Source organism: Burkholderia sp. Bp9142 (genome assembly GCF_003853415.1).
In the GTDB taxonomy this organism is placed as follows: domain Bacteria; phylum Pseudomonadota; class Gammaproteobacteria; order Burkholderiales; family Burkholderiaceae; genus Burkholderia.
Genome location: NZ_QTPP01000040.1, coordinates 45,676 through 72,533, shown reverse-complemented (window position 1 = coordinate 72,533; position 26,858 = coordinate 45,676). Strand labels below are relative to the sequence as shown.

General features: G+C 63.2%; 13 protein-coding genes and 1 pseudogene. All 14 read right to left on the bottom strand.

The window, feature by feature from the left end:
* Positions 1-184, bottom strand: a pseudogene (locus DIE22_RS31210) (hypothetical protein); the annotation flags it as partial.
* 131 nt (positions 185-315) lie between these two features.
* Positions 316-987 carry a cytochrome c gene (locus tag DIE22_RS31205; RefSeq protein ID WP_124606859.1) on the bottom strand — a complete coding sequence of 224 codons (672 nt, stop codon included), beginning with the start codon at positions 985-987 and terminating at the stop codon, positions 316-318.
* Between the two features lie 156 nt (positions 988-1,143).
* The gene (locus DIE22_RS31200; protein WP_185640733.1) at positions 1,144-2,529 is read right to left on the bottom strand and encodes a cytochrome C; all 1,386 of its coding nucleotides are present in this window, start codon (positions 2,527-2,529) and stop codon (positions 1,144-1,146) included.
* 160 nt (positions 2,530-2,689) lie between these two features.
* Positions 2,690-4,405: a c-type cytochrome gene (locus DIE22_RS31195; RefSeq protein ID WP_124501469.1), complete on the bottom strand. Its 1,716-nt coding sequence runs from the start codon at positions 4,403-4,405 to the stop codon at positions 2,690-2,692.
* Positions 4,406-4,407: 2 nt separating this feature from the next.
* A complete protein-coding gene (locus tag DIE22_RS31190) occupies positions 4,408-5,235 on the bottom strand; it encodes a hypothetical protein (protein WP_124606858.1) in 828 nt (275 codons plus the stop codon).
* Positions 5,236-5,269: 34 nt separating this feature from the next.
* Positions 5,270-6,124 carry an outer membrane lipoprotein-sorting protein gene (locus tag DIE22_RS31185; protein WP_124501471.1) on the bottom strand — a complete coding sequence of 285 codons (855 nt, stop codon included), beginning with the start codon at positions 6,122-6,124 and terminating at the stop codon, positions 5,270-5,272.
* A gap of 41 nt (positions 6,125-6,165) precedes the next feature.
* Positions 6,166-6,675 carry a hypothetical protein gene (locus DIE22_RS31180; protein WP_124501472.1) on the bottom strand — a complete coding sequence of 170 codons (510 nt, stop codon included), beginning with the start codon at positions 6,673-6,675 and terminating at the stop codon, positions 6,166-6,168.
* Positions 6,672-14,903 (bottom strand): choice-of-anchor Q domain-containing protein, encoded by an 8,232-nt coding sequence (locus tag DIE22_RS31175; RefSeq protein WP_185640732.1) that lies wholly within the window; start codon positions 14,901-14,903, stop codon positions 6,672-6,674. The genes DIE22_RS31180 and DIE22_RS31175 overlap by 4 nt, the downstream gene beginning before the upstream one ends.
* Before the next feature lie 17 nt (positions 14,904-14,920).
* Complete coding sequence (locus DIE22_RS31170; RefSeq protein WP_185640731.1) at positions 14,921-16,528, bottom strand: multicopper oxidase family protein; 1,608 nt, start codon at positions 16,526-16,528, stop codon at positions 14,921-14,923.
* A gap of 10 nt (positions 16,529-16,538) precedes the next feature.
* Positions 16,539-18,122, bottom strand: coding sequence for a multicopper oxidase family protein (locus DIE22_RS31165; RefSeq protein ID WP_124606857.1), 1,584 nt, complete (start codon positions 18,120-18,122; stop codon positions 16,539-16,541).
* A gap of 805 nt (positions 18,123-18,927) precedes the next feature.
* Positions 18,928-20,709 (bottom strand): TnsD family Tn7-like transposition protein, encoded by a 1,782-nt coding sequence (locus DIE22_RS31160; RefSeq protein ID WP_124606856.1) that lies wholly within the window; start codon positions 20,707-20,709, stop codon positions 18,928-18,930.
* A gap of 69 nt (positions 20,710-20,778) precedes the next feature.
* Positions 20,779-22,488 carry a TnsD family Tn7-like transposition protein gene (locus DIE22_RS31155; RefSeq protein ID WP_124606855.1) on the bottom strand — a complete coding sequence of 570 codons (1,710 nt, stop codon included), beginning with the start codon at positions 22,486-22,488 and terminating at the stop codon, positions 20,779-20,781.
* An 82-nt stretch (positions 22,489-22,570) separates the two neighbouring features.
* Positions 22,571-24,115 carry an ATP-binding protein gene (locus DIE22_RS31150; RefSeq protein WP_124606854.1) on the bottom strand — a complete coding sequence of 515 codons (1,545 nt, stop codon included), beginning with the start codon at positions 24,113-24,115 and terminating at the stop codon, positions 22,571-22,573.
* Between the two features lie 235 nt (positions 24,116-24,350).
* Positions 24,351-26,822, bottom strand: a complete 2,472-nt coding sequence (locus tag DIE22_RS31145) for a DDE-type integrase/transposase/recombinase (protein ID WP_124606853.1) — start codon at positions 26,820-26,822, stop codon at positions 24,351-24,353.
* Positions 26,823-26,858: the final 36 nt, after the last annotated feature.

Below are 26,858 nucleotides of genomic sequence, written 5' to 3'. Positions count from 1 at the left end.
AGCCCGCGCCGACCACGAGTGCCAGGGCGAACAGCCAGTCGATGACCGACAGGCGTGCGAGGAACGGACGGTCGTCGTCCGGCTCGAGTGCCCGAACCTCGCGCATCACATCTGTTTGCCGGTACGACGGCGCGGCAATGGAAGCCGCACCGCCGCGAGTGAATCGCATCACCTTCATCATCATCCCCACGATGTCGCCGCGCACGGCTGAAATAAAAAGCAGTGCCCCGCCCCGGGGGAGACGAGACACCGAAAAGATCGCCGTCGGCGCCGGCTTGCGTGCGCGCCCCGCGCGCCGGCTTCACCGCCGCCGGCTCATTGATCGGCCGGCGGGCTCGCCGCTGTCTCGGGTTCCGCCGGGAACGCCTCGACGAATACCGCGACGGCGCGCATTTCCTGCTCCGTCATGTTCGCGCACACGCTCTTCATGACCGCGCCGCGTGGCCGCGTGTCGGTTTCCCTGAAGATCCTGAGCTGCTTCAGCACGTAATCCGCATGCTGACCGGCGAGACGCGGGAACCGGTCGACGCCTTCCCCATGCTGGCCATGACATCCGATACACGCCGCGACGCCCTTGTCCGGCAGGCCCGAGACGAAAATCGCCCTGCCCGCGTCGATCAGCGCGCGATCGCCGGCTTCGCCGAGGCCCGCATGCTGGCTCGAGAAATAGGTGGCGATGTCGTCGATCTGCGCGTCGGTCAGATGTGTGAAGCCCCACATGTACCGCTTCGCATTCGGATCGGCGCGCGCGTGATGCTTGAAGTCCGTCAACTGATCGACGAGGTATTCCTTGCGTTGCCCGGCGAGCTTCGGAAACTGCGGCGACACCGAGACGCCGGTCGCGCCATGGCAGTTGGAGCACACCTGCAGCGCGATGGTCTTGCCCGCCACGGCCGGGTTGTCGACTTGCCGCGACCGCTCCAGGTCGTGGCAACCGGCCCCGGCCAGCATCATCGCGAGCGAGACGAGATGGGCCACCTTGTTCATGTCACCGACCTCCCTGCCACATTTTCTGCCGCCTTCCGATGCGATCCCGTTTGGCGCCGCCGCGCATGCGCATCGACACGCGATGCGAGATGCGCGCCCCTCTCCCGTTGCGCGTGGTCCAGTCGGCCGGATGCGCGGGAAAGGCCGGACGGGAAGTCAGAAGGAAGCGAGCCATAGATAGAGAAACAACGTATCGTTGTCCCTCGCGTTGCGCCCCATGCCGTCGTAGTTGGTCTTCGCGCCGAGGAACTTGGTGAAGTGCGTGTACTGCAGGCCGATGCGAATGTGCTGATCGGGTATCCAGAATATTTCCGGCGTCCAGCCCTGCGTATTCGGATGGAAGTTCGCGCTCCCCGCATACAGCGTGCTGTCCGCGGTGCCCGTCGTATTGAAGAACGACAGGCTGACGCCATACTTGGCCTGGTAGATGTACGACGCCTTGAGCCGCAGCGAATTCAGGTTCGCTGCCGTGTTGTCGCTCACGACGAAATTATTCGGATCATGAATGTTTTCGCGCACGTAACGCGCTTGCGCGGTGATCGTGTGCGGCTCCAGCAGGTACTGATACTGCGTGTCGAAACCGTAGTCGCGATAGCGCGTCACGCCCGTGCCGAAGATCGGGAAACTGTTCGGGTCGTTCGGATAGATGTCGACGCTCAACCCGAACGCGCCGACCATGATGTTATGCGGGCCCCATTCGCGCGTCAGCGCGATACGCGCATACGGGTTGTAGCCACGCAGATAGACCTGCGGGTGGTCCGGGTTGCCCGCGTGGTTGCCCTTGCTCAGGAACGACCAGATGCCATCGGCCGTGCTGTAGGCGGTCAGCTCCGCATAGACCAGCTTGTTCCAGTACAGGTAAGCGCCCATCCCGACGACCTGCATCTCGAGACCGCCCTCGATGATCGGCGTGACCGGCACGCCGGCAACCGGGCTGATCGCCGAGCCGAGGTACGGATAGCTCCAGGCCGGCGCGGTATTGAAGACGTCCTGCACGGTCGGGTTGTTGTGAAGCGTCAGGCCGAGGATCAGATCGTTGGCGGGAGAGATGATCCGGTCGACGAAGCGGAAGTCGGTATTGTCCGACGCCCACCAGCCCTTCCATTTTCCGTTGGCATCCTGATGATCGTAGTTCGCATAGGTGAATTGCGCGAAACCGCCGAGATGGTCGGTGATCTTCCCGGCAAGGAACACGCTCGCGAAGTCGAAGATCGGCAGGCCGTTCTTCGGCGTGACGGGATTGCCACTGGCGTCGGTGTTGGCTCTCGTCTTGCTCAGGTCGCCGACGGCCATCGCCGCGAGTGGAATCGTGCGCTCGCCCAACGTATAACCGTTCAGCTTGAACATGCGCCCGTACGGCGTCAGTTCGGGAAACTGCCCGCCTGCATGGCACGCGACGCAGCTCTGCCCGGTCTGGCGCGCGAAGATCGGCAGCGCCTGCGCGATGGACGCCTGCAGCAACGCGAACGCCGCGAGCACGATCATCCCGCCGCGCCGCATCCAGCGATGACCTGCGCCAGGGTCGACCAGAAACGTTGTCATGGCTGCTTCTCCCCAAAGCCATATGCCGCCACTCGCCTGCGCGACCTTCGAGCGTCGCGTGATGTCTTCATTGTGCGAACCGCCGGCCGGAACCGGCATGGGGCAACTCCCCCTTAACGCGGTCTGATCTCCACCCGATCCCGTCGCCCCGCGCCATCGCTCACGGAACGATCCAGCCGCCGTCGGCGACGAGCTTCATTCGGTCCGGCCCGGCGAACCGGACGATATAGCCGCCCTTCGACGCCACGTGCTGCCCGGGCGCGAGCGTCAGGCGCGGGTAGTAGCCGGTCAGGATGCGGCGTTCGAGCATGTCCTGGATGCGTTCGACGAGGTACTCGCGCACGAACGCATCGACCAGGTGGCTCAGGGTTTCGGCGAGCAGGCCGCACGCGAGATAGGTGTCCGCCTGCACCTGCGGCGCGACCACCGGAATCTGCCGGATCGAGAACCAGCCATACGCATAGTCGACGCGCACGCGCCGCCCTTCCGGCAAGTCGAACGGATAGGCAATGCGCGTCACGCCGCGCCAGTTCGTCGGCAGCGGCGTGTTGTCGAGCCCGCCGAGCAGCCCCGACATGTAGACCGTGTCCGACGCGGGCGGCGCATGGCCGAGCGCGGCGATGTCGGGCGGCCGCAGCCACAGCACGAGCACGTCGTCGCGCGACACGCCGTGCAGCGCGCGCGCGATGGGCTCGCCGGGCGCAAGCGCCTGGTTCGATACCGCGATGCCGTGCGTCTTCAGCGCGGCGGCAAGCGCTTGCGCGCCGCGCTCGCCGTTGTCGCCCGTGCGATAGACCTGCCGGACCGTTCGCACCGTGTTGGCGGCCGGCCCCGCGCCCGCCTCGTCGAGCATGCGCCTGGCCATCAGCCCGGCCTCGAGCAGCACGCCCTTCGAGAAATACACGGAATAGAAATCGTGATCCGTTTCGATCGGCACCTCGACGTTCGGAAACAGACAGGGCACCGCCTCCTGCTCGCAGAAATCGTGAACCGGCGCCCAGTTCCGGCCGCCCAGTCCCGACACCACGGCCAGCACCGGTTGCCGCGCGAGATACTGTCGCAACTGCTCATGCCACGTGTCGGGCGGCCCCTCGAGTTGCCACACGTGCAGCGCCCAGCGGCGGTTGACCATGAACATCATCTTGCGCGTCGAGCGCAGGGCCGGCGTCGCACCCAGCGGAAAGACGTTCTTGTCGTGGAAGTAATTCACGAGCACATCGAGCATGCCGCGTTTTTTCACCGGGTCCGCATCCGGCGTGATGATCGTGGCGAAATGCAGCACCGTGTCGTCGACGCCCGTCGGCCCGTGCCGGTCGAGGCGTTTCAGGTAGTCGATCAGTGCCTTCATGTCCGCATCGTTCAGCGCATACCGCGGCATCAGCGCGCTGAGCGGTTTGCCTTCCGAATCGAGGCCCTCGCGGATCGCCCGCGCGATCGTCGCATCGGTATACGGTTCGCGATTGAAGCGCATGCCCGGCACGAAGGGAACCTTGGCGTCGTCGGGATTCTCGACGCGCGGCTGAAACAGATAACGGCCGGTGATCGGCGGAATGTTGCTCGTGCCCTCGCGCGCGCCGAGGCCGCTGTACCGATGGCAATTCATGCAGGCCGCCGCGGCGCCGTGCAGCCGCACGCCGTCGTCGTGCACCGCTTCGAGCGGTTCGCCCGAACCCAGCAGGCCCTGCCGGAAGATCGCCGCGCCCGCGCCCGCGCTCGCCGGCGCCGGTGGCGGCTCGCCCGACGCGCCGCGCGCATCGGGCGACGGCACCAACTGCAGCGCGAACAGCGCAACGCCGACCCAGCCAGCGAGCCGGCGCCGTACGCGCGGCAGCGCGCCCCGCACGATCGCGTGTCGCAGGATGCGGGCACCGTTCATGATCAGGGCATCGGCTTGCCGCGCATCGCCGGCGTCGCGTCGACATCGACCGAAACGGAGCCGCGGCGTCCCGGCGCAGCCGGCTTCGCGAAGATCGCGTCCCCGAGCGGCGGATTGAGCGCGATCTTGTCGATCGTCAGCCGGTCCTTCCTGGCCGACGCGGCCCCGCCGGATTCGATCGTGAACGGCATCTGCAAGCCGTCGACGTTCCGGTAATCGAGGTAGGCCACCTCCACGCTCACCGGCTGGCCGCGGAGATCCCGCACCACGCGGTCGTACTTCACCTCGAGGAACGTCCGCGCATCGATCCACACATGGCGGCTCAGGCCGGACGGCAGCTTCACCGCGAGCCGGTACGCTTCGCGCCCGCCGACCTGCTCGACACCGTCGAGCGTGACGCCGATTCCTTTCGCTTCGTGATCGATCAGCATCCCGTCGATCACCTGCTCGTCGCGCGCGAAATTCAATTCGTCGGGGGTATACGGCCGCAAATCGGTCCTGCCGGTCGCGCCCGGTCGCAGCTTCCAGCCATCCCGGCCGTCGAACACGCGCACGGCCCGCTGGTTCAGCACGGTCACCTCGAAGCGCGTCTTGTTCGGCCGCTTCATCGCCAGCACGAACGGCAGGTTCGGCGCCACGGCATTGGCACTATCCACGTGCCCGATCCAGACCATCGTCTGGACTTTTCGCCACGCGTCGAGCCCGCCTCGCGCGGCGACATTCTTCTCGACGATCTGGTCCGCACTCAGGCTCTGGGCCGGTATCTGCTCGACCAGGAACATGGCCGCCGCAAAGCAGCCGGCCAGCACCCACAACGCGTTACGCTTCATGTCCGTCTCCCCCGTCCGGATACCCGGCGCCGGACTAACGGCCGGGCGTCTTCGCCATCGCCAGTTGCGGCATCGCGAACAACGCGTCGTCGGTCGGCGCATTCACCTTCACGCTCTGGATCGTCAGCTTGTGCGTCGGCCTGACGCCCGCCACCACGGTCTCCAGCACATGCGGGATGTCGAGACCGTTCTCTTTCCGGTAATCGCGGTAGTAGATCGCGACGGTGTGCATCCTGCCGTCGAGCATGCGCGGCTCCCCGTCGATCTTCAGCTCGAGAAAACTCGACGCATCGATCCAGACCCGGCGTTCCGCGTGCTCTTTCGTCGTCAGCTTCAGAACGTATGCGCCATGTCCTTCCACCTGCTCGGTGCCGACCAGCTGGACCGTGGTGCCCTTGCTCGCGTAATCGACGAGCGGCCCGTCCAGCTCGGCCGCGGCGGCAGCCGATTTCGCTTCCGCCGGCGTATAGGGCTCGACCTCGTCGCGCCCGAGGAACGGCCTGACCTTCCAGCCCCGCGCGCCGTCGTAGACCTGGAACGCCGTCTGCTCGTTGAAGCGCACTTCGAAGCGGCTCTTGTGCGGCCGCTTCATCGTCATCACGAATGGCAGCGCGGTGTTCTTCTTGCCGCCGGCCTCGATCAGCCCCGTCATCGTCAGCGAGCCGACCGCGCGCCATGCCTGCAGCCCGCCGCGCGCCGCGACGTTGCGCTCGACGATCTGCGTCGCGCTCATGCGCGCCACCGGCGCGGCCTTGGCCGTGGCCTTGGCCCTGGCCCTGGCCTGGGCCGTTCCCGCGGCCGAGGCGGCGCTCGCATCGGGCGTCGTCGCCAGCAGGCCCATCGCCGCCGCCACCGCCACCGACATCCCCGTCAAAAGAAAGCGATTCATGAGTTGTCTCCCTGCGTTATGCCGCGGCTCCCTGCCGCGCGTCATTCGACCACCAGGCCGTCGATATGGAACGAGCCGACCAGCACGTTGACGCGCTCGCCCGGCTTGATCGCGTTGCCCTTGTTCGAGAACACCATCCAGTATTCCTGCCCGGCCTGCAGCGGACCGCTTTGCCGCAACTGGCCGATCTTGTCCATCACCGGGATGTCGAGCAGCGCGTGGCTCGTTTGCCCGTACAGGTGCGGCGTCGCACTCTTGTCGCCGAGCCGCTTCGCCGCCGCCGGGTCGGTCACGCGGTAGCTGAAGCGGATCAGGTTGTCCGATGCGGTGTGACGCACCCGCATGTTGTCGACGCCGCGCGTCATCTGGTAGTAGACCTTCGCGCGTTGCGGCAGGCCCACCGGCCGATACGGCGAGTGCCGGGCGAACGCCGGCTGCGCCTGCTGCCGCGCCGGCTGCTGCGCCGCGGCCGGCTGGGCCAGCGCGGCGGCCACGCAGGCGGCGCCCGCGCAGCACGCCGCCCGCCATCCAAGGGAACGCGAGGATTTCATGGCGCCACTCCCGTCAAGATGTTCAACCCCGGCGGCAACAACCCGAGCAGGCCGGAAGGCTGCGCGTTCAGCGCGAGCGGATCGACCGGCGTGCCGCCAGCCGACAACTCCACCGCCCCCCGGTCGTAGCCGGTGCCTTGCGGCCGCTGCGTGCCGAAGATGTCGTGGTTCGGCGCGCCCGTCGGCGTGCCGGTATCGCGCGCCGGTGAAGCCGTCGTGATCGAGTAGTTGCCCAGCAGCACGCCGTAGCCCGCGGCGCCCGGCACGATCGACATGTTGAACAGCGACAGCGGGCCGTACGACATGTTGATCCACTGGTTGCCTTCGTCCGGCACCGCCGACGGCAGCAGGCTGAACAACGGGTTCGGCAGCACCGTGTCCGAGATGCCCGGCGGCACCGCGAAGCCGTTTCCGCCTCCCTCCGGCGGCACGCGCGAACCGTTGCAGTACAGGCTTGCCAGCGCCGGATCGGTCCCGACGTTGTTCGCGCCCGGATAATCGCCCGCGTCGGTCAGGATCGAGTACCGCGGGCTCATGGTCAGCCCCGACTGATGGTTGCCCGGCCCGGTGTCGCCGTATCCGCCGATATCCCAGTAGACCGCGTTCGGATCGCAGTAACCCGTCGAATGCGTGGCCTGGTTCAACGTCGGGTTCAGCGCGACCGCGTTCTGCAGCCCCGGTATGTTCGGATTCGGTCCGCTCACCGTGATGTAGAACGTGCGGTTATGCCAGAACACGTTGTTGGTCAGCAGCGGATTCGAGAACGTCGTGCAGTTCGGCAACCCCGCCGGGCACGCCACGCCCGCGCTGGTGAACGCCGAGATGAAGTTCGTCGTGTGCCGCGCGGTCTCCAGCCCGGCCGGCTGATAGGTCGACGTCGTGATCGGGTTGCAGGTCGTTTCCGCGCCAACCGTCGTGCAGTTCGGCGGCCCGACGTTCGCCTGCGCGGCCCCTTGCGTATTGAACAGCACGCCGGCCGTCGCGGTCGCGTCGTTGGAGACGACCGTGTTGTTCACGAAGCTGACGCGCACCGCGTCCTGCAGCGAGACGCCGCCGCCGCCCCAGCCCGCCACGTTGTTCCCGATGATGTTGTTGATCACGCGCACCGTGTACCAGTTCGCCGCGTTGTTCGGGCTGCGCTGCACGTCGGTGCCGTTCACCTGCTGCAACCGCAGCCCGCCGCCCTTGCCGCTTTCCGCCGTGTTGCCCATGATCAGGTTGCCGTCGATCGTCAGGCTCGGGCCGGTGCCGTCCGACAGCTCGGGCGCGCAATCCAGGTCGACCGGCGCGTTCTCGCAGAAGGTCCCGTCCGGCGGCACGCCCTGGGCGATGATGCCGCCGCCGTAGGTGGGCAACGTCGGGTTGTTGCTCTGGTTGAACAGCACCCAGTTGTGCGAGATGTCGCCGTTGTAGCTGAACCCGAAGTGCGCGACGCCTCCGCCATCGCCGCTGCTCAGGTTGCCGCACACCCAGTTGTAGTTGAAGTGATAGAAATCGGCGCCCGTGCAGAAGACGACGCCGCCGGCCGACGATGGCGTGCTCGAGTTGATTTCATCGCCGTACGACGCGTTCGACGTGACGTAGTTGTGGTGCACGTTCACGTTGCTGTTGAACAGGTAAGGCAGCTCGGTCACGCCGTCGCCCGCGATGGTGCCGTCCGGCACTTCGACCTGGCCGATCGCGATGCCGCCCGTCAGCGTCCCCGCGTTGGAGAACACGCGGTTGTTCGACACCTCCATCAGATGATCCCAGCCGTGCAGGAAAATCCCGCCGCCGCCTTGCGAGCTGTTCGTGACACTGATGCCGTCGATGCGCGACGGATTGCACTTGAAGTTGCTCGGGTAGTTGACGCAGTCCGGCGGGTTCGGCTGGCGCAGGGTCGGCCCCGCGAGCGGCGTGCAGATGCCGTTCGCGGTGCAGTTCGGATCGGGCTGCCGTACGCCGCCCACCAGCACGTCCCGCACGCCCTTGGCCAGCACCGTGATGCCCGCGCCTTCATAGGCGCCCATCAGCGACGGCTCGAGCAGCATTTCGCCGAGGTTGCCGTTGAGGTTGCTGTCCCAGCCGACGATCGGCTCGAACGGAATCGGATCGACCTGGCGTCGCATCTTCGCCGTGCAGAAGGCATTGGACGGATCGTTCGGATCGAACGGATTCGTGCTCGAGATCATCGCGCCATTCATCGCCACGCCGAACAGGCAATCGACCAGCTTGCGCCAGGTGTCCATCTTGCCCGACGGGTGGGTGTTCGCGTTGACGACCACCGACGGCGCGCCGACGCCCTGCAGCCGGACCGGCTTCCACATCACCAGCATCTCGTTGTAGGTGCCCGGGCCGACGACGATCATGTCGCCCGGCGTCGCGTTGTTGATCGCCTGCTGCAGCGCGTCGCCCGTCGCATTCTCGCCGCCGACGTAGGTCGGCGGCTTGCCGCCCACCGTGACGGTGACCGTATCGACGGAACGCTTGCCGTTGGCGGCCGTGATGACGAGCTCGCCGCAGCCGGTCGGCGTCGCGACGCCGCGCTGCTGGATCGTGCAGGCACCCTGCGGCCCGAGCAAGGGCGGGACGATGACTTGGATCTGCGTATCGCTCCACGACGTCACCACCGCCGGCAGGCCGCCGATCGTGACGTTCTGGCACGGCCCGGCCGAACATGACGCAGGCCGGTTGCCGAAGCCGTAGTGGCGCGTGACGAACTTCTGGTTGAACGGCGTCGTGCTCGCCGCCGGCCCGTTGTACGCGTTGTTGGACACGGGCTGGTCGCCGAGCGCGTTGATCGTCAGCCGGTGGCCGGGCGCGCTGACCCACGGCCCCGCGCCCCCGCCGCTCGCATCGCCGGTCACGCTGGCGATCGCCGGCGTGGCGTCCGGATACGCGCAGTCGGGCGGGTTGTAGCCTTCCGCGAACGCCTGCACCGGCACGACCGGCGTATCCATGTACTGCGTCTGCCCCGGCATGAACGGAATCTCGTAGCAGAACTGACTGTACCCGGGATTGAACAGCGGGTCGCGAATCGTCCGGCCCGGATGCGCCGGGTCGGGCATGTCCGGATCGTTCATGCAGGCCACCATCATGGTCGGCGCGTAACCCGTCGGATTCGGCGGGTTGACCTCCCAGGTCGAATAGTTGAGCCCGTTGAAGATGCCCCACGAATCCGAGTAGGTGCGCGCGACTTCGTTGCCGCCGAAATCCTTGATCGAGATCGGCACGTTCGGCACCGCGAACTTCTCGCCGAACTGCGGCGAATACGGGTCGAATTCCGACGAGAAGTCGTCCAGCATGAAGCCGGTGTAGTGCGCGGCGACGTGCGTCGAGCTGAACAGCCAGAACTTCGCCAGCACCGACATCTCGTTGGTCAGCGTCACTTCCTTGCGATCGCACAGGTGCCGCGAGGCGCCCGCGAACGGCGCGACTTCCTGCGAGCCCGGGAACAGGCTGATGTAGTCGGGCACGATGCGCAGCTCGCCGACGCACGGCCAGAACGTCTCGACGCTGCCGGTGTCGCCTTCGTGCCGCGGCAACGAACCGAGATCCGTCGTCGGGTTCTGCGCATTGGTCGGGTTGAAGGTCGAATTCATCGCCGCCTGGTCGGGCAGGATGAAGATGGTGCCGAGCCCGCCGAACTGCTGCGAGACCGGCGCGATGTAGTTGTCGCCGATCAGGATGTTCTTGTCCTCCTCCTTCACCAGCTCGTACCCGGGCGGCACGATCACTTCGACCACGTACTTACCGGCCGGCAGCATCTGCGTGCCGTCGCCCGACGGGTTAGCCACGCAGATCTTGCAGTTCGTGGCGGTAGGCAGGCCGCTCTGCAGGTTCCTGGCCGTCACGCTCGGGAACTGGTACATCCCGTCGTAAGGCGCCGGCTGCACCTGGTTGAACGCGTGCATGCCGTCGTAGCACTTGTACTGCGCGTTGTACGGCAGCGCGCGATGCTGTGGATCGAGCCACTGGGGGCTGTTCTTCAGCGTGACCGCGTAGAACGGGTCGCTCGCTTCCTGTCCCGGGCAGTTCATGTTCGGCGTGGCGCCGTCGGAACGGAAGCCTTGCGCCCAGTCGTCCCAGCTCGAGGTCTTCGTCGTGTCGACCAGCGTCAGGCTCTGCGTGCCGTCCGCGGCCGTGCTCTCCTGATACAGGTTGACCGTCACGTTCGGAATGTCCGGCGTCCAGCTCGTGTGGAGGAGCAGCGCGGGATCGTCGAACGGCCGCGTCGACGCGTAGATCACTTCACCCTTGATGCCGCCGTTCTCGGTCGGGCCGAAGGCCTTCTTGCCGAACTCGATGAACGAGTTCTGGCCCGAGAAGCCCTGCCAGCCCTCCGTGGTCACCCACGGCGGATCGACCCGGCCGGTCGACGGCGTCGTGCCCGTCCGCTGGCCGGCACCGCAGTCGGCATTGTCGCAATACACGGCCCCCGGCACGCGCAGGTTCGCCGGCAACTGCCCCGTCGAGGTTTCCGTCGTGTTCGCAAAGTTCGCCGCGATGTTCGAGCTGCCTCCGCCGGTCGTGCCGTCGACCGGCCCGCCCGCGTCATAGACCACGTGCACGCCCGTCTGCTTGAAGCGCGTCGTATCGGCCTCGACCACATACCAGTTGAACAGCGGGAACACTTCGTTGAATCCGGCGAAGCCGTTCAGGTCCGTGTTGTTGAAGTTCGAATAGCTGCCGTCGCGGAACCGGATGTTGGTCGGCACGAGCGTCAGCCCGGGCTCGCTGTCCTGCGAGACGCCGTCGCCGTTCAGGTCCATGAAGCTCCGCGTGTACAGGTTCGTGTGCCACTGCAGCACCGCGAGCTGGCCCAGGTCCTTGCTCTGGCCGCCCGCGAGCTGCACCGCCGTCGCCAGTCCGTCAACGATCTGGTCGTTCCATTGATCGAAGATCGTGATCCGGAACGTGCCGTCGGGCAGCCCCGCGAACGAGAACTTGCCGTCGGCGTCGCACTTGGTGAACGCGATGTCCTCGCCGTCCGTGTCGCCGATACTCACGTAGCACTGCGTAAAGCCCAGCGAATCGCGCGAGCCCGAGCTATAAAGGTTCTCGTTCGGCGGACGGCTGTAGTGCAGGTTCGTGACCTGGCCCGACACCGCGTTGTTGCACGTCCTGCCGGTGCAGACGACGGGCAGCCGGTCATTGATGACCTTCGGATTCGCGAAGCCGATCGACACGTGGAAGCCCGCCGGCCCGAATTCCTGGAAGTACGACGGGCCGCCGACCTTGATGAACGCGTCGTGCGCCTTCTGCCCGTCGAGCGTGTTCGTCTGCAGCCACTCTTCGCCGCGGCTGATCCGGTCGGCCGCCGGCGTCGCGACGACGCCGTAGCGGCCGGGCATCATGTTCGCGATGACCGCCTGGCCCACGAGCGGCGACAGCGTCTTGCCGTCCGACTCGTACTTCGGGCAGGTCGGGATCATGCCGACCAGGCCGTCGGTGCCGGTGAGCTTGCCGGTGACCGGGTCGAACGTGTCGGCCTGGCGGGATATCGGGCACGCATCCAGCCCGGTGAGCGGATCGAGCGTGCCCTGCAGCGAGTTGGACAGCGGCATGTTGAACATGTCGTAGGTCATCTGCCCGGTTGCGTCGCCCGTGCCGCCCGCGTCGTCGAAGAGCTTGATTTCGAACCCGCCGAGGCCCGGCTCGTGGGCCGTGCCGAACTCGTCGGTGCCGCCGCTCACGTCCACTTCACCGTTGACCGGCGCATCGTCCTCGAAGACGAACACCGAGATCTTCGCGGTCTGCAACGGCGTTTCCTGCACCAGCACGTTGACGTTCTTCTGCGCGGGCGCGATCGGCGCACCGCCCATCGTGTGCCCGCAGGTGCCCGTGCCGGGCGCGAAGTCCGCGCCGCCGGGGCCCGACGGACAGTCCTGCGCGATGCTGAACTGGCGCTGCGGTCCGGTCGGGTTGTTCGGATCGACCGGCTGCGGCGCGCCCGCGCCGGCCGAGAAGCTGTTGCCGGCGTCGCCCGGCAGGACCGAGATGTAATAGCGTTTCGTCGGATCGAGCGCCACCTGGCTCGGATCGACCGGCACTTGCTGCGAGGCGTTCGTCCGGCACACGCCGTTGCCGACGTCGCACACCGCGGGGATGTGCGTGTTGGTCTTCGGGTCGTACACGGTCTGCTTCGACTCGCACGCCACCGTGCCGACGCAGCCCGCGGCAATCACCGGCATGTAGCTGCTGTGGAAGTTCGTGCCGAGACTCGGCACCGGCAGCGCCGGGCAGCCGGCGGGACGCGGCGTCACGTTCACCTGGCAGCGCGGATCGATCTGGAACGTGCGGTCCTCCTCGATGATCCAGCGGTAGTCGCTGAGCTGAACCGGGGTCTTGCCCGGTGCGGTGCTCGGCGCATCCAGCACCTTGACGGCGAGTCCGCTGCCGCCGAGGAACGTCACCGTCGCGGTCGCGGGCGCGCTCGCCGTGTTCTGCGAGTTCACCACCGTGTACTTGAACGTCACGGTGGCATTCACCGCGCCAACCGGCGGCGTCGTCGGCACCGCGGTAAACGATCCGTCCGGATTCACCGTGACGGTGCCGCCCGTCACGCTGCCCGCCAGCGTGGCGGTCAGCGCCAGTCCGGCGGGATCCTTGCCGTACGCGGTCAGGCCGGGGGCGCCGATCTGCAGCCGCGACGCGATGTTGCTCGTATAGCTGGCATCGCTCGCCACCGGCGGGCCCGACAGGCAGTTCGCGGCCGCGGTGCACGCAGCCAGCGTCACCGTCGTGTGGATGTTCGGATTGCCGTTGACCTGGTACTCGAACGCATCGGACGTGGTGCCGCTGTTCGGCACGTAGGTAAACGTGCCGTCCGGGTTCAGCGATACCGTGCCGCCGGACGGCGGTGTCTTGATCTGCACGCCGTACACGCCGACGTCGTTGGCGATGACGCCTTTTACCGGATCCGCGACGGTCAGCGGATTACCCGCCACGAGGAAGTACTTGTCGGGATTGGCGACCACGTTCTGGCCGCCCGCCGTCGGCAGCGCGCCGTTGTTGACGCTGACATAGGCCTGCATGCCGCCGTCGCGATGGTTGTCGGTCGACAGGCTCAATTGCCGGTCGTACACCGGCAGCGCGGGTGCGTTCTGGGCCGGCGCGTTGATCATCACGTCATAGGTCTTGCCGGCCGGCATGAAGACGGTCGACTGCACGCGCGGCGCACCCGGCAGCGGATTGCCGTCCTCGGCGACGAGCGAGAAGCCGGAGTTGCCGGCGGTGCCGGTCTGCGCGCCGACCACCGACGGCACGTGCATCCGCAGCCCCGCATTCACGAAGCGCAGCAGCACCTGGCCGGTGGTGACGGGCGCGGCGGCGGGAAAGGCGGACGCATTGGGATGCGTGCGATCGAACGCGACACCGTTGATCAGGTAATAGCGCGGATCGTAGTTCACCGCCGGCGGATAGCAGGTGCCGAACGACGCGGATTTCGAATCGCCGCACCCGCCCGACAGGCCCGACCAGACCTTCGTCTCGCTGAAGCCGGCGGTCGCCACGGCGGCCGCGACGGCGGCGTTCTGCACCGGATCGATTTCGCTGAGCACGAGCGGCACGTCGGCGTCGTAAGGGATGTTGGGATACGCGAGCGAACGCCCGCCCGCCGTGGGCGGCGTCCGGACCACGAGCACGCCGTACAGCCCCATCGGCCCCTGGATCGACGGGTGCGTGCCCGATTCGATCAGATAGGTGCCGGGCCGCAAGTTGCTCCACGTGAGCGTCGTCGTCGCGCCCTTGGCCACTTCGGTCGAGAACGACTGCACGCGCGGACCCTGCGGCGGCGGCGTAAACGTCGCGCCGCTGCCGGTCCCCGCGATCGGCCAGGTCGTCGCCGTCTGCGTCGGGTGCGTCGGGCTCGCCGTGCTGGTTGCCGTCGTGCCCAGGCCGCCGCCGAGCTGGCCGACGATCACCAGCGACGTCGGCACCGACGCCGGCAGGCTGTTGGTCAGACTGATCGTCAGCGGTCCCGGCGGCACCGTGATCACGACCGGCGACCAGTTCGCGCCGGCGCCGGGATTCGCCGCCGCGCAGGTCGCCGGCGCCGTCGCGGCCGCCGAGCAGGTGTAGCCCCACATCGGCACGGGCTGCCCGTCGGGCAATGCGGCTGTCGTGGCCTTCGCCGTCAGCGTGACGCTTTGCGCGAACGCGGCCTCGCCGGTCGCGAGCAGAATGGATGCCACCGCCCCTGCCTTGAGCAGGTCGACGAGCATCGCCTTGAACTGGTTGGCTCTCATCGCAACTCTCCCCGCCTCTAGTTCCCTTCGTTGATCACGAAGACTTGTGGATCGACGAGCATCATCATCATCATTCCGCCGGGGAAGATGTTGTTCGTGGTGATCTCGCGCTCATTGTGCGAGTGCCACATGAATGCAAAGCCCGCTTCGCTGCCCGGCGGATTCGCGATCGTTCCGCTCGGCGGCGTCGTGCCGGTAGGCGACGTCGCCCGGATCGTGGCGTCGGGGCCGAGATAGGGACTGCCGCCATACCACGCGCCGTTCGTCAGGATGTTCGCGTCCGGCAACGTGACCGGGCCGCCGCTGCCGACGTTGCCGAACGGATGGGCTTCGAGCGCCTTGTTGTGATCGGCGCACCACTCGTAGTAGTTCGGCGCGGTCGGGTCCTGCGTGTAGTAGCCGTTCGCATCGGGAATGCAGACGCTGCCGTCGCCGGGCTTGTGCCCGTAGACGTCCCAGTTCAGCCCCTTGCCGGTCCAGTAGAAGATGCCGTCCATCGCCTGGCCCGGCGTCGTCGTGGTGGTGAACAGCAGCGGGCCCGCGACCTTGGTCGGATCCGACTTGCTCAGCAGCAGGTTGCCGTCGCGCGCCAGCACGCGCACGTGATTGCCGTGCTCGTGGAACGGATGCTGCCAGCGGCCGGTGCCGATGATCCGCAACAGCACGAGCTCGCCCGGGTGCATGTGCGGGTTGCCGTTGTATGGCTGGTGCTGATACTGCACCGCGTAGTTCGGGTCCATGTCGTCGGGCATCGAGCGGCCGTTGACCATGAAATAGGCCGGGCGATACGGCTCCGTCGCGACGGTCATGCAGCCGTTGGGCTGCGTGCACGGGTTGGCGGCCTGCTCCTCCGCCTGCGTATGAATCCGCGGGTCGATCTCGGAGAACTGGAACAGGTACTCGCGGTCGTAGCAGGCCGCGCCGAGGTTGTACGCCGCCGCCGCATTGCGGTAGTCGGGCTGCCCGTCAGGCAGCGTGCCCGCCACCGCGCGGCAGCCCGCCGGCACCGCGAGCGTGCCCGGCGCGCTGGTCGGCAGGACGATGATCGCGCCATACAGGCCCATCTCGATCTGCAGGTCGCCCTGCGTGCCGCTGTAGTAGCTGTGCGTGCCGGGTGTCGACGCGACGAAGCTGTAGGTGACCGTGCCGCCGTGCGCGGCCTCGCGCGTCAGCAGGCCCGGCGTGCCGGTCAACGCCGTGGGGCACGTGCCGTCCGGATTCATCGCCGCCGCACAGACCTGGAACCCCGGAAACAGGATCGACGTGTTGCCGGCGGCCGCCGGCAGGTTGTTGGTGAGCGTGATCGTGACGACGTCGCCCTGCTTGACGATCAGCGTCGGACCGGGAATCTGCATGCTCGGACAGTTCGCGCCCGCGATGTTCGACGGCGAGAATCCGGCCGGCGCGGTGCGGCAGCCGTAGCCCCACGAGTAGACGCTCGACCCGTCGGGCTGGCTGATGCGCGCCGCCTCGGCGCTCAGGTCGAAGTGCGTGCCGGTGATGCCCGGCGCAGCGGCCTGCGCGTGCAGGCAGACGAGTGCGGCGAGCGCCGCTGCGCCGAACCGCCCGACGCGAGCAAGACGGGTGAGCGTGGCGCTTCGCAGGAGGTGAATGATGTGGCCCACGGTTGTTCTCCTAGGAGCACGCCTTCGTGGCGGGGTCTACGGCACGGCAGATATGGATTTCGGTCATCAGGCCACCGAAGTTCTCGGCATCGTTCGACAGGTGATCGAGATTCGGCGTGTACAGGTAAAAGATCTGGCCCGGCGCGTACTTCGTCGTGTCGCTCGCGTCGAGGAGCAAGTCGAGGGACTCGCCGCCGCCCAGCGTGATCGAGTTCGTGTAGTAGGTCATGTCGTTGCCGGCCATGTCGCGCAGCAGGCGCGCGTTGATCGCGATCACGTGCATCGGGATGCCCAGCGAGGCCAGCGTCTGGTACTCGCTCACGTCGAGATCCGAGATCCTGAGCAGCGCCCTGCCGCCCGCGGGAATGTTGATCAGCGCCGGCAACGGTTGCGAGAAGTGCGTCGTGCCGTCCGCGACCGGCGTCTGCATCGAACCCGCGGTGCCGGGAGCCGCCGTGTTCAGCGTGTCCGGATAGCTGCGCCCGTTCAGCAGGAAGTACTTGTCCTTCATGTCGGTGAACGGTTCCGGGTTGAACGTCATGCCGACGAAGTGGAAGTTCGGATCGAAGCCGTGTATCTGGAGCGGATACTCGACGTCGTAGGCGGTCGATCCGTCGCCGTCGTTGTACGCGTAGAGCGTGGGCGAGCCGCTCCTGTTCCTCGCATGCAGCATGCCGTTCGACTGCGGCAGCGGCGTCGAGCACAGGATGTCGTTGCCGCACTTCGTGCGCAGGTCGTTCTGCTGCTGCAACAGCGCGTTGTACAGCGACGCGCCGTAAGGCACGCGGTTCTGGCGCGGCCGCACGAAGATCTGGCCGACCATGCCCATCTGCAGGTGTTCCGGCGGCGTGATATGGCAGTGCCAGAAGTAGGTGCCCGCATCCGGCGCGAGGTAGTAGTAGGTGAAGCTGCCGCCGATGTTGATCGCGACCGACGCGTCCGGCACGCCGTCGTAGAACGCCGACGCGTTCGGATAGCCGTGGAAGTGCACCGTGTGCTGCTCGAACAGATCCGGCCGCATGATCATCCCGACGTTGGTGAGCGTGAGGAAGAACTCGTCGTCTTCGTCGATGCCCATCGTCGGCGCCGGAATGTTGCCGTTCATCACGCCGACGTCCATGATCGGCCGCGGGTCGACATGTCCGTCCAGCTGGCCGGGCGGCGAGGATTCCGGATCGGGAACGAGGCCGACCGCGCCGTTGTAGGCCGGATCCGTGCGCGGATCGCCGACGGTGTTGAACGTCGACGCGAACTCGGTGCCGGGCAGTCCTCGCAGAATGTCGGAAATCCCCGACAATGGACCGAACGCGAACAGGTACGTCTGCGTGCCGTCGCCCATCGTCGCGTAGCCGTCGCCGCCGGAGATCTGCTGGCATTTGATGGCACCGTTCACGACGCCGGTCGGCGCGGAATTCTGTCCGGTGTTGGAGGGCCCGGTGTAGGCGGGCTCTCCGGCACCGGGCTGCAGCGCCGTCGGATGCAGCGTCGTGGTGGGCGGACACTGGACGCGGAACGACTGGGCGAATGAAGGAATGGCGAACAACAGCATCAGCAGTGCTGCAACACTGCCGACATACGCGCGGGTACTGGACATATGACCTCCGTCCCTGGGGCCAGTCAGCGCGATTCGCGCTGGAAGTCATGCGCTGATGCGAACGCGGGCTGGCCGGATCATGAGCGCTGCCCGTAGCTGAATTCTGGACAAGAGCGCTGTGCGCCGGGATGGGTCACCTCCCTACTTTTGCGTAGGGGGGCCCCGGCGAGTGGGTGCGTCATGCTCAGTACGGCGGCGAGTGCGCGCGCGGCAACCGGCCGGGCGCGAGCGGCATCGGAGCATCGAAGCGTCGGGAAATCGGGAAATCGGGAAATCGGCGAGTCGCACGGATTCGCGCGTGCCGGGGCTGCCGGGCGATCGGCTCGCCGGCCGCGCGGCGCATCATCGGGTCGCAGGCGGATGGACGGCCGGTTGACGGCGCATTCCGGAAATCGTCCCGGGCGCCGAAATTCATTAGAATCGTGGGCCGGGCAACCGGGCAGCGCCCCAACCGCGAACCTGGCTGTCTCGAAACGGCGGTCTTTCGGTCGCGGCGGACGGGGCCTTCTGCCGGACGACGGTAATCCCGTGCAACACAGTTTGCAGGATCTCGCCGCAGGAAATCCGTTGTTGTCGAGCAAGCGCGAGATCCCGAAATAAACATTGTCTGCACGACCTATGCAAACGCAAGGTTCGAATTACTTTCCCGCAAACGCAAAGATTGATTGAAAGGGCTCAGCTGTGGGGCACCAGGGCCGATATTATTTAGGGGCAGGGTCAGCGACTTTGCATCGCACCATCTGTAAGGTACACCGTCCACCGATGCTGATACGGGTGCCCTTCCGAACCGACATACTGCCTTCCGTTACCGGGAGTCGTCTAATAGACAGCGTGCGACGCGAGCCCTTTGTGCCCCTGTCATCATCTGTCGAGACATACCGCAGTGGCGGAAGAACTGCCGCATGTTAGCGACCCGATTTCCGGGCAATCGTTCGAGCCAGTAGTCAATCAAGCGGTCCACGAACACACTCCGCTCCTCCACCAACATCGACAAGTGTCGCTTTACCGAAACAGTTTGACATCCTGGCAAACAACCGTTCAGTTCGGCGCGAGCAACAGTAAACAGCGCTTTTCGCGTAACCTGTTCAGGCGGAAGTCTGCCCGCGACAACTTTGCGAGCGTCATCGAGCCTCGCGAAGGTTTCCAAGAGGTGCTCATCGCCATGCCGCCTCGAACCCCTATGCCGAGAATTGAAACGCAGGAACCATTTGTTGTCGTGAGTTTGCAACTTCAGCCACAGGTTGGGTTCAATCTGACGAGCCACGGTCAATCTGCGCTTTGACGGCGCTGATTCGACACAAGCACGCCATTTCGCCCGTAGGGCAGTGCGGCAGGACCTGGAAAGCTCGGATGCCCCCGCCAGATCCGCCTGCTTCCAAGCGTACGCAACGGTTTTGGTGATGCCGATTTCTCGCCCTGCTGCTGCCGCATCCATCCCACCGCGAACGAGCGTTCTAAACGCGGCTTTGTATCGACGTCCGTATCCCACCGCCCGACGGCTGAGAACCTTCCCTTCGCAATCAACCCTGACGCTTATCGACACACCACACGTGCAATTTGTAACGTATCGTCCACTCGCCTTTACGAACCGCAACGCGCCGCTTTTGTCTCCGTCACGGTGCAGCGCTCCCGAGCAAATCAAAGGTTCGTTCAATGTAACGGATTTCTCTTCGATCTGCGGGCGGAAAGTGCCTTCACCGGATGCCAGATATGAAAGAATCGACTGGAAAGCTATCGAGAAAAAAGGATGACGTACTCTAGCGCGCTGAAACTCCGGGTGCAGTATCCGGGCCATGCACGCGTCGTCAAAGCCAGTCAATCCACAAAATTGGACACCAAAATAATGGACACATGCTTCTGCCAAAGCAGAGATTTTAACCGTCCCGCCCTTGGACACGAAGCCTGCCTTTTTAAGAATTTCTCTGTAAGGAAAATTTCTGAAGTTTGAATCAGGCGAAACAAGTTCGTGCGAGCTGCGCCTAGCGACATCAATCATCGCTTGCAACTCAAGCGCTTTTAGTCCTTCAAACATCAACCTGTCTCTCCGAGATCCTAAAGTTTCAAGACTACCTGAGCACGAGAAATCTATCTTCTCGGTACCGGCTACCACGCGCAGCAACCTGGAGTGCTTCGGACAAACATATACGCCCGGCAGTTGCTGATCCACGCGATAGTACAGATCGACGTCATTTTCACGGCACTCGGTCACACATTCATCGCAATATCGCAGTGCTTTCATTTTTTCACTCGCCATATCTGGACTCCGAACCCCCGTCGGAGTACCGTCCTGCCGCGACAGCATTTTTCTCATAGTTTCAGCACGCAGATGGTCGTTCGCCAACGCCATCAGATAGTTGTACCGGGTATGTCGCCGAGCAATTTCCTCCCCACTCAGGCCTATGTATGCTGACGTCTGCTCCGAAAAATGTTGAAGACCTCGAGGCATATTTAGAACTGCTCTTTGAGGTGAGCCGAATAATATTGGCAAAATAGTAACGAATGCTCGCGAACCTACCTCGTCTGCGTACCGACTAATATTGCTATAGATTGTCTCCCCCTCAAGGAATTGCTTCAAGGCCACCGCCATGACATCCTCCTTCTCGGACAAGAGTAATTATTTTCAAATTTCAACAAAGCCTGCCGAACTTCTCTCCGCCTAATATGCGGTATCGTTTAGGCACGTTAGTTTCATGATCTGCCGGCAATGCCCAGCGCGCCATTGACCTAGACGATGCAAATAGTCTCCGCGAGACTCCGTATGAGCCTTGAGGAAGCTGCTGCATGCCGGCAGCTTGGCAAGCTGATTTCTGGTGCCTTGTGGAACTCCGGACAGCATCAAGATACTTATTTTGCTTACCCATCTCGGAGGCTCGGTGGTTGTGAGCGTCTTCCACGCCTTCTTCATTGGCGGCAAATACGCCGCATCTCGAGCTGCCCAGTCGACACGTTTTGAATTGATCGTGTATTGGTTCTGGCAACACTGCTGTAACCACTTTCGGTCATATCGCAGAAGCCGCCGGTAAAGTGGCCGATGCTGCTTCCTGCACACTGTGGCTACAGAGCCGGGCATGCTGGCAAGAGCAACCACCCATTCAGCGCGCCATGTCCGGATGTTGTCATACGAAGCACGGTCAACCTTAGCCTGAGTATGCGACGCCCAACGCCTTACGGTCATGATGCTGACACCCAGCAGCTCTGCAATTGCCCGGCAAGATTCACCCAGTGCGAGTAGTTTTCTGGCTTCGCTGCGATATGGCTCCCCATAGCTAGAAATGCGACGCACGACCGCGTGCCGATCTCGTACGTCAAACGTAAATTTCGTTCCGCAGACACACACAGCCCGTCCCGTTCTGAGGTCTGTGTCGAATTGAACGCGCCCTTCGAAGCTCGAATCCGCATGCTTGCCGAACCTAGCCGGGCATCGCACGACTACACTGTTCAATGCACTGCGTTCTGTCCGCTCCGCGGACTGAAGGAATACCTCCAGGAGCACATGAGCAACTGTAGGCGGAACGGCTTGCCCCGCACACACCAGTGGAACTACCCAATCGCGCGTTTTTTGCCCCTCGCGAAACAGCCCGACCCACCCGAGGTAGCTGGCTCCATAGAACTCGACCAAATCTTGAGAGAGCCGGTCGATATGTACAGATGCACCTCTCCACGAATAGCCCAGCGCCCTGAGCCGCTCCCTGTACATATCCTGTTTTTGAAAAAAACCAGCCTCTCCGACGCGTCCGCGCAATATCTCCTCCGAAAACTCGGCGACTCGAACGAGGCGCCTCATCGTCTCGACGTCAGGCACGTCAATATCGATCGACCGCCCTCCCTCGAAATAGTCATTGAAATGTTTCGCTTCGTTGAAGGGCGAACTCGCCGCGACTCGAGATATCAACAGGGGGACCTGATGACGGGCGCAATATGCGACGCCGGGCAGTTGTTGTGACCTTCGAAAAAATGGACGATAGCCCGCCGCCACATCATCCGATGCACACTTACGGCAGTACCGGAAAGCGTCCAGCCGGTTGAACCTTCCGAAGCCCAGACCTCTTCTGTTCCTCACCCCTGCGACCCGGCTTTTCATCGCTGAGCGCACCTCTTCCGCCACCTCCGCCGAGCAACTTGCCGTGTGATAGGGATAGTTTGTGTGGCAGCGCGTAATCTCGCCGGAGCTCAGTTGCCAATAGTCGGCGGTCTCCTCCGCAAGCCTGTCCAGTCCGCCAGCCATATCGAACAGGGAAGTGGCACAATAGCCCAGCAGACGACGCAAAAAAGCGTCCTGGTGCGCAACGCGTTCATCGCTGACATACTCCGCAAAGACACTGACGAGAAGCTCATCTTCTCGTGGCCTTCTCAATGCGATAGCCATAGTCGCCTCTCCGATCGACAAGGGGTACTGAGATCAGGTAGATCAAGACTGCTCCCGACATCCGTCCCCCCATCACCCTCAATCAGCCAATAACCGATGCTTCCTCATCCGACGTGCTGGACGACTTGCGTGACAACGCTGAAGACTTCGTGCCGTAGTACTTGACGCAAACTTCGTGGATTAGTTGTTCGCGAGATGCATTCGGGTGGTGTTTTTGCACAAGCGCAGTCATCGACGATGCCGTCTCCCTGGGAATGCCAATAAGCATCAAGGACGACACAGCATCGAGGCTAGTCTCCAACCTGTCATGTCGAATTGACTCATCGTAGAACAGGTTATGCTGCATTTCTGTCTTCATCTCGGCAACGACATCTTTCAACGTATCGCCCAGCACATCGTCATATTTCATCATTGCCACCTTCTTGCCCGAACGAATGGCGCGTATGATCGGCTTCAGGGAAGACATTTTCTCGTCAAACACCCGCACAAACATGCGTGCCGAGAGGCGTTCCTCGCCGGACGCAATGGCTGCATATTGCGCAAGCTGGAACAGCGGAACTGCCAATCCCGCGAGCCCCTGAGTCAGCCCCCACAGGCATTTTCGCTCGGCTGCGGATAGCGGCGCCGCCTTAGATAGCCATTGATATTTCGACAACTCCTTACAGAACCGATCCCAATCCCTCTCATTGGTAATCCCCTTCCAATTGATTATCCCCCCACTGCTTGCTCGCCGCGCCAATCGTAGTGTCCGACGGAAAAGACGCTCCGCGCGGGGTGTTCCTGCGACAAGGACCGGAACCTGAACGACGTTTGTGAAGTTGACGAAGAAATCGAAGAGTGGGTCGTGCGATGCCACTGCATAGAGTGCGTTCTGGATTTCGTCGAGTACGATCAGTCCCGTAAAATGTCTTCGCGCAACGCGATGGACTTTGTTGGCGAAATCGGCAACCGTTGCGCGACTGCCAACTTCTTTCTCATAGTGCGTTCCGAGAAGGTCATCGTAGGTTGCGAGCAGAAGCCGGAGCGTGTCCTTCAGGCTGGCGCTTCTTGGACAGTCAATCTTGATACGGACGACCTGCGTGATGCCATATCTCGAGTGGTGAATAACCTTCGGCAGAAGCCTGAGCGCAGAATGCAGGACGGTAGTTTTTCCTGAGCCGGATATACCAAAGAGCCCTGCGCAGTACGCATGGCTTCTCTCGTGGGGATAGACTGCCGTCAGTTGACCGTCCGCCGAGACTCCATAACGTTCCTTGATCCCGTCAATTCCATTCTTATGAATAGACTGCTGAGAGTAGTGCTGCCTGATGAGTAGATGTACCGTTGAAACCACTTCAACCTGAGACGGCAACCCCACGATCAAGTTTCCCAACCGCGCAACCGCATTTGTCCGGTACTCTTTTGACCTGCACCTCTCCTCCTCAGAGAATGGTATTGGAACGCTCAACTCGCGGACGATATCTTCGATGCGCCAGTATGGGCCCAGCGCAGAGATCAAGGGGTTGCTTGCATGCTCAGGAAGTAGATCACCCTCATAGTATTGAGCCTCGACTGCTTCGATACATTGCTTTACCGGCTGATGCTCCACCTGAACCTCGTTCACGTTTGCTTCGGTACGCTTTACCATCGCAACCTCCGTTAAGGCCATGTTGATGCGACATCGCCATAAACCGTCCAATCAAAAAGATTCAGAGACTACCGGCCGCCCCTCCTTTAAGAAAATCAGACATCTTCTCAACGACATTGCGAATGCATACCGCGCGACTATTTCGAATCACGCCAGGACGCGCCGCGCTCGCTCATGCATCGCTCGAAACAGCAACATCCATTTCGGCTGCAACTTCAAGCACTTCGTCTACGAGTCAAACCTTATCGAACAGGTCGCGCATGCCGGCCTCAATCTGCTCTGAAATAGCCCCGAAATCTGAGCTATCTCTACCTTCCGACGAGTCAGTGGTGTCGGCGCCTGCACTCTGAGGATCAATGCCACGATGCTCCTCCGCCTGAGGGCGCGCCGAACGGGTAAGGCCCCCGGTCACACGCCGGAATGGCTTACTACGCTTTTCGGCTATTGAGCTATTACGATCCTTGCCATTCATGGCGGCATCTGCTTGTTGAATGCCCATCGCGCCTAATGCAGGCTCCTGTGCTTCGCTACGTTCGCCCATCTCACGTTCAGTTCGCTCATTCGCACGTTCACGTAATGTTTCGGTATCCAGATTATTTATATCAGGATGCCTCAGGCCGGCCGCTTGCAATGCCGCTTTCGTCTGCTTCACCGACTGGTTGGCTGTAGCTGCGATGTTGTATTCGGTTATCGCGAGACTCTTCTGCACTTCGGCTTCGTGGCATCCAATGTTCGCTGCATTGACAGATCGATAGACTTCAAGTTCGTGGTAAGTTAATCCAGCCACCCAGTCTGGCTCAGATTCTTGCAGAGGGCATGCGATCGGCTCCCCAAGACCGAGCAGGTTGATATTGCTGACGTCGGAAGAATCGGGAGTGACGTCAACGACCGTTTCTTTCCCCTCCGCGCGAAACATGGCCTGCCTCTCTATCAAGGACAGGGGGCACGCGTACATGACGCGCTTGAACTTAATGCCGTTGGCTACGATGACCGCCTTCTCAGGGGCTATGACTTTCGAGCGGAACTCCGCAACATCGACCTTACGCCCACGCCCGTTGACTTTAATACCGTATTTCCAGAGGTTCAGTGGGGTCGCCGCTTCGCCCGCTTCGACCATCTCGGGTGGAGTCGGATAGCCTGTCACCGCTCGGCAGTTGTAACTAAGTATCGCCATCACCACAATCAGAAGAAGTTGTCCGATGTCCAGTGCCGCGTCGAGAGCCGGGTGTGCCCGGCCTCTTTCAAATGAGTCTTTTTCGACTGCGCCCGGGACCAAAGGCATCCACGTCGCCGGCAGAATGTGAAATCGCACTTCCATGACACCTCGCAGGTCGGGTCGAAACGCAGCGGGATTCAATATCTCCACCCGATAGTCTCGATGGAGTGGCTGCGCCTTGTGCACGCTACTGATCTCACCCTGGTCACCGTACAGTTCTTCGCAGAGGATCTCCGAAGGCCACTGACCTTCTGTGATGTCGAGTCCGAGCCTTTTACAGAATTCGACCTTGGAACTAATAGCGTTGACGAGAGCCATCATTGCCCCGTTCCAGCAAGGAGGGTCAAACGTCAGATGCACGCCCACAATCATGCGGGAATAGTCATCGACAACCAGATACAACGTCGGCCTGCGAAGCGCGATGCTGCGCATGATGCGAGAAACGGGATATACGTCGATGATCGTCGCATCAATATGGAATCGTTGACCAGGTCCCCGCGTGTCCGAGAGTCGACCAGTCAGTGGCCGCTCATGCAGCAGATAGCGTCGAATTCCCACCTTGCGCACCCGACGGTCCTTGTACGAATAATTTTGCGCAATGTAGTACTGCAGTTGCCTTGGCGTTATGCTGGCTCCTTCGGCAAACTCCATGTCCACCAGCCGGCCGTCTGCATCAAAGACTTTTCGACGCGCATACAAGGTCTTGACCCAACGAACTGCCGCCGCCATCGACTTAGACGCTCGAGGCCCCTTCCTGTACTCAGCAGAAAAATAGTAATCCGCCGTTATTGCCAGTATTTTTCGACCCTCCTCATCAAGTGCGGGACCGCTCAAGCTTTTGTCGCGTGACTTCCGGCCCGGTTTCGATTCGAAATTCTTTACTTTTCCCTTCCCTCCACAGCGGTCATAGTCGTCTCCGGCGGCGGCAGGCGTCATACCGCGCTGCCAGAAGCGCCGCAGCACGCGTCGTACTGTAGCCTCGGAATATTGATACATCGCGATAAAACGGTGAATCCGCTTAGCACGAGTCGACCGCTCAAGCAGCGCCTCATGCTCATCATCATGGAGCGACGGCTCTGGTGGCACCTCGCCGTCAGTATGTCTATCGAACGTAAGCAACCGTCGGATGAGTACCCACCCCCGATACCTCTCAGGTTCCTCGACGCGTTCGAGGCTTTCCTTCGACCGCCGGTTCGGGACGTGTGTCGCGGCTCGGCGCCTCTCTGCAACGCTCACTGGCAACTTCGAAATGATGTCGAGTGCATTCTCGTCTTCGACGTTGAACGACAGTCGTCTGAGCACCTCATCGGTTTTCAGTTTGAACGGGCTAGCACGATGCCTACTTTCCGGCTTCCCATGCTCGATATCAATCAGGTGCGTCCATCTCTGTCCGTCGCCCGTTTTCAAGACGATATAAATCGTGTCTCCATTGCGCTCCTTCAGCACATCTCCCATTGCAATGGACGATGGACAGGTCGCCTTTTTCAGCATAGCAACCTCCTTTTCGATCTCTCAATTTCGCATTAT